At 39.8% G+C, this 11,646-nt stretch carries 15 protein-coding genes, 1 tRNA gene and 1 pseudogene; 8 read left to right on the top strand and 9 right to left on the bottom strand.

The window, feature by feature from the left end:
- Positions 1–96: 96 nt before the first annotated feature.
- The 7 genes and pseudogenes from IJF99_RS05905 to IJF99_RS05875 all read right to left on the bottom strand — a co-directional run bounded on the left by IJF99_RS05905 (position 97) and on the right by IJF99_RS05875 (position 5,176).
- Positions 97–1,101 (bottom strand): annotated as a pseudogene (locus tag IJF99_RS05905) (50S ribosomal protein L10).
- Complete coding sequence (locus IJF99_RS05900; protein ID WP_292793043.1) at positions 1,101–1,739, bottom strand: 50S ribosomal protein L1; 639 nt, start codon at positions 1,737–1,739, stop codon at positions 1,101–1,103. The pseudogene IJF99_RS05905 and the gene IJF99_RS05900 overlap by 1 nt, the downstream one beginning before the upstream one ends.
- A gap of 177 nt (positions 1,740–1,916) precedes the next feature.
- Positions 1,917–2,399, bottom strand: a complete 483-nt coding sequence (locus tag IJF99_RS05895; protein WP_292793041.1) for a 50S ribosomal protein L11 — start codon at positions 2,397–2,399, stop codon at positions 1,917–1,919.
- Entirely contained in the window at positions 2,399–2,869 is a 471-nt protein-coding gene (locus tag IJF99_RS05890) for a transcription elongation factor Spt5 (RefSeq protein ID WP_292793039.1), read from the bottom strand. Before IJF99_RS05890 ends, IJF99_RS05895 begins: the two co-directional genes overlap by 1 nt.
- Before the next feature lie 229 nt (positions 2,870–3,098).
- Complete coding sequence (locus IJF99_RS05885) at positions 3,099–3,278, bottom strand: protein translocase SEC61 complex subunit gamma (protein ID WP_292793037.1); 180 nt, start codon at positions 3,276–3,278, stop codon at positions 3,099–3,101.
- An 88-nt stretch (positions 3,279–3,366) separates the two neighbouring features.
- Entirely contained in the window at positions 3,367–4,503 is a 1,137-nt protein-coding gene (gene ftsZ / locus IJF99_RS05880; protein ID WP_292793035.1) for a cell division protein FtsZ, read from the bottom strand.
- 97 nt (positions 4,504–4,600) lie between these two features.
- Positions 4,601–5,176: a pyruvate kinase alpha/beta domain-containing protein gene (locus tag IJF99_RS05875; protein ID WP_292793033.1), complete on the bottom strand. Its 576-nt coding sequence runs from the start codon at positions 5,174–5,176 to the stop codon at positions 4,601–4,603.
- A 78-nt stretch (positions 5,177–5,254) separates the two neighbouring features.
- Between IJF99_RS05875 and IJF99_RS05870 the strand changes: the two genes are divergently transcribed.
- From IJF99_RS05870 to IJF99_RS05840, 7 genes are all read left to right on the top strand, one after another.
- Positions 5,255–6,115, top strand: coding sequence for a coenzyme F420-0:L-glutamate ligase (locus tag IJF99_RS05870; protein ID WP_292793047.1), 861 nt, complete (start codon positions 5,255–5,257; stop codon positions 6,113–6,115).
- Positions 6,116–6,497: 382 nt separating this feature from the next.
- Positions 6,498–7,019, top strand: coding sequence for a transcription factor E (gene tfe, locus IJF99_RS05865; RefSeq protein WP_366931254.1), 522 nt, complete (start codon positions 6,498–6,500; stop codon positions 7,017–7,019).
- A 6-nt stretch (positions 7,020–7,025) separates the two neighbouring features.
- The gene (locus IJF99_RS05860) at positions 7,026–7,517 is read left to right on the top strand and encodes a TIGR00295 family protein (RefSeq protein WP_292793045.1); all 492 of its coding nucleotides are present in this window, start codon (positions 7,026–7,028) and stop codon (positions 7,515–7,517) included.
- Between the two features lie 2 nt (positions 7,518–7,519).
- A complete protein-coding gene (locus IJF99_RS05855; protein ID WP_292793029.1) occupies positions 7,520–8,431 on the top strand; it encodes a DUF5591 domain-containing protein in 912 nt (303 codons plus the stop codon).
- 59 nt (positions 8,432–8,490) lie between these two features.
- A complete protein-coding gene (locus tag IJF99_RS05850; RefSeq protein ID WP_292793027.1) occupies positions 8,491–8,775 on the top strand; it encodes an iron-sulfur cluster assembly protein in 285 nt (94 codons plus the stop codon).
- A gap of 101 nt (positions 8,776–8,876) precedes the next feature.
- Positions 8,877–8,951, top strand: a tRNA-Ile gene (locus tag IJF99_RS05845).
- 126 nt (positions 8,952–9,077) lie between these two features.
- The gene (locus tag IJF99_RS05840; protein WP_292793025.1) at positions 9,078–9,581 is read left to right on the top strand and encodes an amino acid-binding protein; all 504 of its coding nucleotides are present in this window, start codon (positions 9,078–9,080) and stop codon (positions 9,579–9,581) included.
- Here the strand turns inward: IJF99_RS05840 and IJF99_RS05835 are convergent.
- Positions 9,575–9,850 carry a HypC/HybG/HupF family hydrogenase formation chaperone gene (locus IJF99_RS05835; RefSeq protein ID WP_292793023.1) on the bottom strand — a complete coding sequence of 92 codons (276 nt, stop codon included), beginning with the start codon at positions 9,848–9,850 and terminating at the stop codon, positions 9,575–9,577. The genes IJF99_RS05840 and IJF99_RS05835 overlap by 7 nt on opposite strands.
- 79 nt (positions 9,851–9,929) lie before the next feature.
- On the opposite strand from IJF99_RS05835, the gene IJF99_RS05830 reads away from it, so the two are divergent.
- Positions 9,930–11,228 carry an NAD(P)/FAD-dependent oxidoreductase gene (locus IJF99_RS05830; protein WP_292793021.1) on the top strand — a complete coding sequence of 433 codons (1,299 nt, stop codon included), beginning with the start codon at positions 9,930–9,932 and terminating at the stop codon, positions 11,226–11,228.
- Between the two features lie 78 nt (positions 11,229–11,306).
- Here IJF99_RS05830 and IJF99_RS05825 read toward each other — a convergent pair.
- Positions 11,307–11,646: hypothetical protein (locus IJF99_RS05825; RefSeq protein ID WP_292793019.1), on the bottom strand; the 340-nt coding region annotated here is incomplete at its 5' end.

Raw genomic sequence — 11,646 nt, 5'->3', positions numbered from 1 at the left:
GTGCAAAATCATTGCCGCATATATATATTCCATGTTATCACCATTAGTTTGTTTAAATATAATCTTTATTTATATTAAAAAATTTTAAATTAAATTTTAACCAAAGAGAGCACCTAATCCAGCTGCTGCGTCTTCTTCAGATGCTTCTTCCTCTTCTTCCTCTTCTTATTCGACAACTTCCTCTTCGACTGGAGCTGCTGCTACAGCGACATTGGAAAGTTTTTCAGCCAATTCGTCATCGATAGCACCTGGTGCGTCTGCAACTTCGGATGCTAAAGCCAACATCTTAGCTTGTGCTAAACCGATTATAGGTTCTGAAGTTTCTGAGGTCATGATAGCTGCCTGTACACCGAGATTGATTGCTCTGGTGTAAGCAAGAGTAATGATAGTGGAAATAGTTTCGTCAGTAGGTATTGCTGCATTTACAGATAAGTTAAATGCATTTCTGAATGCATTCTGTATGTCAGCTAATGTTTGTTCTTCATCGATTGCGAGTAAATCAGAAGTGTAAACGGATCCTTCTTCATATACTGCTTTTAAATCAATTCCTACTTCCATCGGATTGATGTCCAATCTGGACAATGTTGCTGCGACCTGTCTGGACACTTCTTCACCGGCGGCTACTACAACAGTATCCTTCTGAACGCAGATTTTTCCCTTGTCGATTTTTGCAGGAATTCCCACTTGTTGCAATTCACCTAAAAATGGACCCGGTTCAAATCCTGTGTCCCCTTCAGGCACGACAATATCTTCAGGAGCAATGGCGCCCGGTTTTGCAGGAGCCTGGGTTTTGCTGTCTTCCAATATTTTGTATAGCTTGAAAGGATTCATTTCGGTTGCAATGATTGCAACTTGACCATCCATATGTTCAGACAAATCAACAATGTTGGTTTTATCAGCATTACAATCTTCTAAAGCTAAATCTATAAGGTTTTTCTTGGACATTCTGATAACAGCCTTGTCTTTGAGAGATTTTCTCATTTCCTGGAGCTGTTTTGCAGGAATGTTCATCAAGTCGACGATACCGATCACTTCGTGACCGCCGATGATACCTTTTAGCTCGTTAACTTCTTCCTTTTTCCATTCAGCAACATGAGCCATTAGATCACCCTCACTACTGGTCCCATAGTTGTTTTAATAAACATGGACTTTATTTGACTTCTTCCTTTTTCTAAATTGCGGTCTAAGACTGTTAGAACAGTTTCCACATTTTCAGCTATATCCTCGTCTGACATGTCTTGGCTTCCGACAACAACCTGAATACTAGCTTGCTGTTTTACGCCAACTTTTACAGTGTCTCGTAATCTTTCTAAAAGAGGATCCAATTTGATACTTGCCGGTACAGGTTTAGGCATTTTTCCACGAGGACCAAGCACTGGACCCAGGAATCTACCTACGAGCGGCATCATATCAGCCTGAGCTATAAGGAAATCAACAGAGTTTGCCATTTTCTTGGCGGCTTTTCTGTCTTTTCCGAACTCTTCAAGATCTACTTTGTTGATTACGACGTCAAGACCAGCATCTTTAGCTTGAACAATGAGTTCCCCATCAGCTATGACTCCGATTTTTACGTCTTTGCCACGGCCATTAGGAAGAGCAACTTCCTCACTAAACCTGTTTTCTGGTTTTTTGACATCTAAGTCGCGGATGTTAATGATAACATCTACGGACTCAGTGAAGTTTCTCGGCTTTGACTGTTCTTTTGCCTCCTTCACCGCGTTCACTACATCTTGTGTCATATTTAACCCCCATGAACATTCGTTCATTGGATTTTTTTGGTTTCATGAGTATCATTACAAGAAAAAAATTCTTAAACGATTGCATGAATTAAAAACAGTATATCGATTATGACCTTAGTCATAACGTCATATACACTGCATTTATTAACTTAATTTAAATTTTAAACTGGACAATATCTATTCGTTTAGGATATCGTCGTATACTCCAGCATCAACATCTTTTTGTGCTTCTCTTGGGTCTTTACCGTCAACAGATAATCCCATACTTACACAGGTTCCCATAACTTCTTTTACGGCCGCTTTGTAATCGTTTGAAAGCAATGAATCGAATTTCATTCTGGCGATTTTCAAAGCGGTTTCGATAGGAACATCATTAATGATGTCTAAACCTGGCTCGTGAGAAGCCTTGTCGATGCCTAATTCTTCCATGATCAGCGCAGTAGTTGGCGGAGTACCAATTTCGATTTCGAATTCTTTAGTATCTCTATCAACACTGATGATTACAGGCACTTTCATTCCTGCAAAGTCAGCACTTTTCTTGTTGATTTCTTCTACTACTTGCATCATGTTAATACCGAGAGGTCCTAAAGCAGGTCCTAATGGTGGTCCAGGAGTAGCGGTTCCACCTTCGATAAGAACTTCGACTGTATCTTTAGCCATCAGTCAGCCTCCTTTTGAATTATTCTAATTTGATCAGCTTTGACAGTGACCGGAATCGGCACTGCAGCTTCTATTAACTCAAGAACGACTTCTTCACGTGATTCGTCGATACGAACCACTTTTGCTCTTTCACCTTTAAATGGACCAGAAATAAGCTCCACAATACTTCCTTTTTGGATGGAGGAGATGATAGGTTCTGGCTTCAAGAATCTTTTCACTTCTTCAAAGGTAATACCAACACTACCTTCTACAACCCCTCTTAAATGTTGTACTTTTAAATCAGGATTTCTGAGATCTATTTTTGTTGAGGATTCAACTAGAATATATCCTTTTAAAGATTCAGGGACAAGAATTGATGAAATGCCTATGCCATCTATTGTTTTGGCCTTACGTGCTAGAAGCCTTGCGACATTTCTTTCCTGACCCGCAGAGGTCTTAAGAGCATATATGGAACTGTTAGTATCTTCCATGAAAAATTCACCTATATTTTTAAATTTTTTCTGTTAATAAAATCATACATTAAGTTAAAAAATATTATAAAAGCCAATATTTTTCAAAAAAAATCTGAAAAATAAGATTTCTATAATAGTAATATATATGAGAAATCATAGTATTTAAAACTTTTCAAAAAAATCAATATTTTTGAGATAAATTCTGCAAATGAAAAAAATTAATGGATCAAAAAAAGAGAATTGGTTTTTATAAACCAATCAAATAACCTAAACAGACGATAATATATCCTATACCGCCAACTACAACAACCCCCAGGGCTGAAACCTTGGCCAAATCAAGATATTCCTTTCCGTCAGGTTTTCTTGATACCTTCAATACTCTTTTTGCATCTTTAATAAACTTGTCGAAACTTTCCTTTAAATCCATGTAAATAACCTTAAAACTGTAATAAATCTAAATAGTGCGGACCATCGATAAATCCTTTGCACGCTGCAAAAAATGATAAGGATAGAATTTAGAAAATTCCATCAATAAAATCATCTAGCTGGTCGCTGGCCGCAGTGGCCTGTGAGAGGTCATCAGTGTAGTCGTTGTCTGATGAGCTGTCTGATGTGTAGTTGGCCTTGATGCCTGAAACAACCACAGTGGTTCTGACAACATTCTGAAGGCTTTCATCAATTTGAGTACCCCAGATGATGTTTGCTTCAGGGTCTAACTTGTCAGCAACAACCTGGACGATTTTTTCAGCTTCATGCAATGTCAAATCGGAACTTCCGGTAATGTTGACCAATGCTCCGGTAGCGTTTGAAATGTCGATGTCCAATAATGGGCTGCTTAATGCTTCATGTACTGATTCAAGAGCTCTGTCTCCGGATTCGGATTCTCCCATACCAATCATTGCCATGCCTGAACCGCCCATTATGCTTTTAATGTCGGCGAAGTCGAGGCTTACAAGACCTTTCTTGGTAATGAGTTCAGTGATTCCTTTAACTGCCCTGCCCAATATTTCATCAGACACCATAAATGCCTTATTCAGCGGCAGGTTTGGTGCCACTTCCAGCAACTTGTCGTTAGGTATAATGATAACAGTGTCTGCAGCTTCCTGGAGTTTTTCCAGACCTTGGTCTGCATTTTCTCTTCTTTTAATACCTTCAGCAGAGAATGGCATTGTGGCGACAGCAACGGTTAGCGCACCTAACTTTTTGGATAGTTTAGCGATGATCGGTGCTGAACCGGTACCGGTTCCTCCACCAAGACCGCAGGTTACGAACACCATGTCTGCGCCTTCCAATTCTTCCCTGATTTCATCTTCACTTTCTTCAGCGCATTCCTCACCGACAGATGGGTTTCCTCCTGCGCCTAAACCTTTTGAAGTTTGTCTTCCAAGAAGAATTTTCTTGCCTGATTGACTGTAAAATAAATCTTGAGCATCAGTATTTACTGCTATTGTTGTTGCGCCTTCAATACCCATTTCATTCAATCTTGTAATGGTATTATTTCCAGCTCCACCAGCACCAACAACAAATATATTAGTTTTGGCTTCTTTAATTAACTCTATAAGATCATCATCAATGTCTGAAGAGATGTTTTCTGGTGTTTTCTCTTCCATTCTTTGTTCGGATTCTTTGATTGCATCATCTATAAATTTCACAACTTAACCCCACTATCTGCTTATTTAATATATTTGTTAAATATTTCTATTGTTCCTAATATTTAAATGCAACTAATCAATATATAAATGGGAAAAATTATTCCTTAGGCATCGCAATTATTTCATGGAACTTCAACTTAAACAGGTCTTTTGCGTTTACTGGAGTCAATATGACCGCACTGTCAACGCCATGACCTCTTCCTCCAATTGCGATTATCTTTTCGCCTACAGGAATCAGACCGGCATCGGCAGCCATTATGGATATCTCAGCAGACACTTTGATACCGTGTGAAAACATTCTCAATGTATCGGCCACAACATCCAATGGGGAATAGCCTCCGTATTTGTTGGTCACTCCTCTTGCAGCGCCACTGAACGCATGGCTTCCGAAATAAGTCTTTATTCCATGACTTTCCAATTTTTCAACCATTTCCTGAGAGATGTCCGGTTCGTTAGGGCCGCTGAATCCCATGTGGTGGGTGACATTGATTATCTCAACGTCGAATGAATCAAGAGCGCCTTGCAGTTTCAGCGCGGACTCGCCTGTTGCAGAGGCAATCAGCACTCTTTTTATTCCATCAGAAGCCTCCAGCTTGTCATGCACAGCCTTGATCAAATCATCAGTGTAGTCATTTCCTTGCTCTTCGAAATATGTAATGAATTTCCTTTCCATACTTACCATCCCAATAGTAATTATTAAAAGTCTATCAGTTTATATTATAATATAATATATCTAATAAAGATTTTTATGATGGACCCTGAACTTGAAAACGTAAAGCATGTGATGAATGGAGAATACATAGTAATTCCGATTGAAACCGGCTACATCAAGCCGAACGACAGTCTGGACTCCATAATAGAACCGGCGAAAAGACTGATGAAGAATGGAGATTATCTGGTGATTGCAGAAACTCCAATATCAGTTTCACAAAACCGCCTGGTCGACGAGGCCAAATACAAGCCATCACTTACCGCAAAGTTCCTGACGGTTGTGTGGAGCAAGTACCTCTGGGGATACATTTTGGGCCCGTTGCTTAAGATTAAGAAAAGGACCATCATGAACCTGAGAAAGCTTCCAAAGGAAACTGAAGCGCATAAAGAGGTTGTCCTTCAGTTGTACGGTTTGAAACATGCCTTAAAACCGGCTTCCGAAGCGGGAATTGACCTGAGCAATGCTCCGGGAACGTTCGTGTCTCTTCTTCCCGAAAATCCGGAGAAGGTTGCAAAGGAAATAAAAGCGCAAATCGCAAAGGACGTCTGCGTCATGATCATAGACACCGACGCAACCTACATGAAAAACGGAAAATACTTCACCGGCCTTCCGATAGCCATCGAAGGCATCGAAGCCGACAGGGGATTTTTCGGATACGTGAAGGGGCAGCTGTGTGAAAACATGGGATCCACACCGTTGGGATGCAGCGAAAAGATTGACGTTGAAACCGCACTTGAAATTGCAAACATTGCCGAGGACTATCAGAAATCCCTTTCAACCGAGATGAAAACAATACACAGCGTCAAAGAGGTATTGGGTTCCGAAATCGATGAGGTGACCATTGAAGACCTTGATTCAATAACACACACCCCTGCAGTGATTATTAGAAAGACAGCATGACTCTGTGATGATGAACCAAAGCATACCATTCATTCCCCCAATGGAAGTGAAACCTGATTCGTCAAAATATGCCCATGTGCCTTCGCCGCCCAATTAGAACCAGGAAAATTCCAATCAATCCCCCTGAAATTTTTCATCATTAAATGTTGTTTTGAGGGCTGCAAGTACACATTAGAAAATTTTTTATAAGAAAAAAAACATAATTATAAGATTAATATAAAGTGTTAGGGGAAATCAAATGATAAATAATCCATTAGTAAAAAAATCATTATCAAAAATCGTTGAAAAGGAACATGAAGAAAACCTCAAAAAAAGATTCAAGGAATATTTTCCGGATGAAGAAACCCCTGAAGGAATCGACAACCTTATAAGAGCATTAAACCTGCCGCCAGAAGACATACAATATATTGCCACCAATATTCAAGAAACAGTTGAAAACACCATCATTCCCATCATAAACGCATTGATTGAAGGCATTGACACCGATGAGGAAATAGCCGCAAAGACTGAAATCAAATTGAATATCGTCAGGAAAATATTATACAAACTTTACGATTTAAAAATTGCCAATTACAAAAGAAGCAAAGACCCTGAAACACAATGGTACACTTATTCCTGGAAATTTGATGAAGAGGAATTGGTCAGACAGATCAATGAGGAATGCGAAGTGGAGCTGGCCGAACTCAATGCAACCCTGGAAAACGAGGAAAACAACATGTTTTTCGTATGCCCGCAGGGACATGTGAGATACAACTTTGACACCGCATCAGATGAGGAGTTCCTCTGCGTATGTGGTGAAGAGCTTGTCTTTCAGGACAATGCGGACATAATCAAGGAAATCAAGAAAAGCATCAAATTAACAAAAAGCGATTTGAATTCATTTAATAAGAGCATAAAAAAATAGATGAAAATGGAAATTGAATTGCTTGAAAAGGAAAACACACCTGAAAATGTAATCGAACATTGCAAGGCCGTGTGCAGAAAGGCTATGAAGATAGCCGCTAATTTTAACGATGCAGATAGAGACCTTATTCGCCAGGGCGCACTGCTGCACGACATTGGCAGGTCAAGGACTCACGGCATCACCCATGCCCTTGAAGGGGTTGAAATCGCACAGAAATACGGCTATCCCGTGGAAGTCCTGAACATTATTGAAAGGCATATCGGTGCGGGCATAACTCCTGAAGAGGCGCAAAAGCTCGGACTTCCCAAAAAATCCTATGTTCCCCAAACCATTGAAGAGAAAATCGTTGCGCATGCGGATAATCTGATAAGCGGAACACGGGAAGTGGATATTGATTTTGTCATCAATAAATGGAAAAGAAGCATTGAAGACAGCGACGACAACATCGAAAGATTGATTAAACTTGATTATGAACTTATAAAAACTTTTGAGGAATGAATATGAAAGTGATTTGTTCAAGCGAAGAATCCCTATACCGTCCCGAAGCGGTGAGATGGAGACAGCGAATGGAAATGATGAAACCCCTGGGAGATACTGTTGTTCTCCTGCCTTGCAGTATGAAGAAGCCGTATTCAAATTCAAAATCCCATCAGAAGTTCAGAAAACTTACAAGGTCATTTCAGGAACTTATTGTGACATCGCCTTTTGGAATCTGCCCGAGGGAGCTTGAAAACACATTCCCCATCCAGTCATACGATGTCAGCACTACCGGCTCCTGGTCTGGCGATGAAATCGAGGAGTCCGGAAGGCTTATAGCAAAATACTGTGAAGGCAAGAATATTGTAGCCAACCTTGCAGGGGGTTATCTGGAATCCCTTGAAGCTTATGTTGATGATTTCACCAATGTCTGTGTTGATGAACGTCCGACATCCCCAGAATCACTTTATAACTTAAGGATGGAACTCAAGAATCATCAGAGAGTAAACAGGCATGAAAAAACATTGCACGGACTCAGGTCAATTGCCATGTATCAGTTCGGTGAAAATGCTGACAGGTTCATACCGGACAACGTCAAGACAAAGGGAATGTACCACAAAAGAATTTTGTCTGATGGAGTGCAACTGGCGTTGCTCAATATGGATTACGGACTGTACAGATTGAATTTGCCCGGCGGGGAAATATTGAAGGATTTGGGCATCCATATTGTCAATATTGATTTTGAACTGCAGACAAATACCGTTTTTGCACCGGGAATCGAAAAGGCGGACCACAGCATCATTCCGAATGACGAGGTGGTGGTTGTTCATGACGATGAAGTTGTCGGAGTTGGAAAAGCTGTCATGACCGGTCGTGAAATGGAAGAATGTGGTAATGGAATCGGCGTGAAGTTGAAACACCGTTTAAAAAAATAACAACATATATAAACATCATCAGTAATAATTAATACTACATAAATTATAGGAGATTAGATATGTCAGAAGATTTAGTAAACGATATTAAAGATGCAATTACTCCAATCAATGACCCTCACATGGGAATAAGTATTGTGGATATGGGCATTGTTCAAAATATCACTGTCGATGGTGATCAAGCTGAAATTACCCTTAAACCTACCAATCCTGGTTGTATGAGTATTACCCGTATTGCGGCTGATGCTAAAATCAGGGCTGAAAAAGTTGAAGGAATCGAAAAGGCCATTATTACCGTTGAAGGGCATGCCATGGCAGAGTCCATTAACGAAATGATTAATAGATAAATCTTTAAAATTTTGATAAATTACTGAAATAACCGAAAGGATTATATATAGTAATTAATATATGTATTAGTGTTGACAGTTAACTGTCACACAAATTTTATAGGCTAGTGGCACAGCTTGGTTAGCGCGCTCGGCTGATAACCGGGAGGTCATGGGTTCGAATCCCATCTAGCCTACTATCACTATTTTTTTTGGAATTTTCACACTTGCATGACAATATTATCGTCTTTTTTTAGAAATAGATATATAATACATCTCACAAAATATACATCAATGTACAAAAAGTAGGAGTGTAGACAAAAATGTGGGAAAAAGTAAACGAGAAATTCGACAAATACCCTGCAAGACTTAGAGTTGCAGAAAAAATGATTGAACTTGGCTTATCACTGAACGAAGACGGCAAAATCTACTGCGGAAACCTGAAAATAAGCGACAAAGCACTGGCAAGCGCGGCGGATGTCGACAGGCGTGCGATCAAATCTACAATCAGCGTAATACAGGAGGATGAGGAATTATACAATCTGTTCAGCAACATCATACCTGCAGGAACCCTTCTTAAAAACATAGCGAAAAACCTTGATTTGGGAGTAATAGAAATCGAAGTAGGGCCTGAAAGCGAAGGAATCCTCGCCAGTACAAGCAATCTAATTTCAAAAAATAAGATAAGCATCAGACAGGCATATGCCGAAGATACGGAACTTCAACAAAACCCTCTGCTTACAATAATCACCGAAAAACCTGTCAGCGGCGATTTGATAAAAGAATTTTTAAAAATAAAAGGAGTTACAAGAGTGTCAATCTACTGATTAAGATTTTCCATTCTTGCTTTTTCCATTTCCCTGTCTTCTTCTTCAAGAATATCCAAAAGTTCTTCCCAAGCTTCTAAAGATTCTTTAGCAGCTTCTTCAGTTAATTTTTCAATCGCATAACCTGCATGGATTAAAACATAATCTCCAACCTCTACATCAGGCAGGAGGTCTAATTTTGCTTGTTGTCTTGCTCCACCAAAGTCAGCGTATAACCAATTGTCTTCTCTGTTAATTTCAACAACTTGAGCGGGTGCCGCAATACACATAAATTCTCTCTCCAAAATAATTTTATATTAATAATATTAAAAGTTAGTATTATATAAAACTATCTAAAAGGGTGTAAAAATGAAGAATATTGTTATCGGATCAGGTCCTGCGGGAAGATTAGGCTCACTTGAGCTTGGAAAATTGGGTGAAGACGTTACTTTAATTGAAAAAAATCATATTGCAGGAACCTGTCTGAATGAAGGATGTATGGTTATCTGTGCACTTACAGACATCACCAAATTCATTGATTCCAATAACAGATTTAGCGAACATGGATTCATCAAAAGCCAGATTGAAATTTCATATGAAAAGATCGTTGAAAAGATCGGCGAAACGCAGGTGAAACTCAGGGAACTTAACCAGATGGAAAACGAGAGTGTCGGAAACAACATCATCTACGGCGAAGCCAGCATTGAAGGCGATGCCGTGAAAGTAAATAATGAAAGTCTTGAATACGACAATCTTCTGATTGCAACAGGCGCACGGCCCTTCATCCCCGACATTCCCGGCAGCGAATACGGACTGACTAACAGGGACATTTTAAAGCTGGATGATGTCCCTGAAAAGTTGAATATCATCGGAGGAGGAGTTATTGCCTGTGAGATAGCAAACATCTACTCCACGCTCGGCAGCGAAGTCAACATCATTGCAAGAAGCAAAATACTGAAGGAAATCAGCGAAAGCACCAGAAGATACGTCCTTAAACATATCATGAATGACATCAACATCTTTGAGGATACAGACGTCAATGAAGTCTTCAAAAACAGGGTCGTCACAGATGATGGCGAACTGGAAGGGGTTCCGTTTTTTGCAACCGGAAGGACACCCAACAGTGAAATTGCACAGGGACTTGTGGAACTGAATCCCGACAAAAGCATCAAAGTTGACGAAATGATGAAAACTAATGTTGAGAATATATATGCCGCAGGTGATGTGACCGGAGGATATCAGTTGACTCCAGTAGCTAGAATGGAGGGCATTACAGCTGCAAGGAATATGGCAAACTACCCGAATAAAGTAAGCTACGATTGCATTCCTCAAACCTTGAGTCTGAACATGGAAGTCAGTTTCGTCAGGAATGAAAAACCCCAATGTCCAGAAGACGACAAGACCACCATTGCATTTCCGGGAATTGGAGGTCCCGGCGCATTCTGGAACATACTGACAGGAGATACAGGATACTGTGAAATCGAATTCGACAAAAATAAAAACAGGATAAACAGGATCAATCATGTCTCACCATCCTCCGTAAGCGATGTAGCATACCTGTCCTACCTCATGAGAATGGACTATGATTTGGATGACTACGGCGAATTTTTAGAGATTCACCCATCTACAGACACCAACTATAAAATAATAAAAAACATGTGGCTGTAATTCCAAATCTTGACAGCTGAATGTGATTTGTATGGGATTGCATTAAAAAATAGAACAAGGGTAGATGAAAGAATTCATCTACTTGATAATTATTTTTGCTTTTTTGGATACTTTGTTGAAGTACCTGTTTCCATTGTATTTGATGACCGCCTTGAAGGTTCCTTTCTTGTTAAGCTTGGTAATCTTGAAAGTGGCCTTTCCTTTGCTGTTAGTTCTTGCAGTATAGGTTTTCCCCTTGATTTTCAGGGTCAATTTTGCTTTCTTGATTGCTTTTGCGAGATTGTCTTTCAAGACAACAGTGTACTTTTTGGTTTTGAGTGCTTTTTTGAATGCTTTCGCTTTTGCAGTGAGTTTAGGTGTTGCCTTTTTGACTGTGACTTTTGCGGTTGCTGTTGACTTGTTGTAGTTGCCGTTTTCG

Source organism: Methanobrevibacter sp. (assembly GCF_017406825.1).
GTDB lineage: Archaea > Methanobacteriota > Methanobacteria > Methanobacteriales > Methanobacteriaceae > Methanocatella.
The sequence above is the reverse complement of the archived record's forward strand: the minus strand, read 5'-3'. Positions and strand labels throughout refer to the sequence as shown.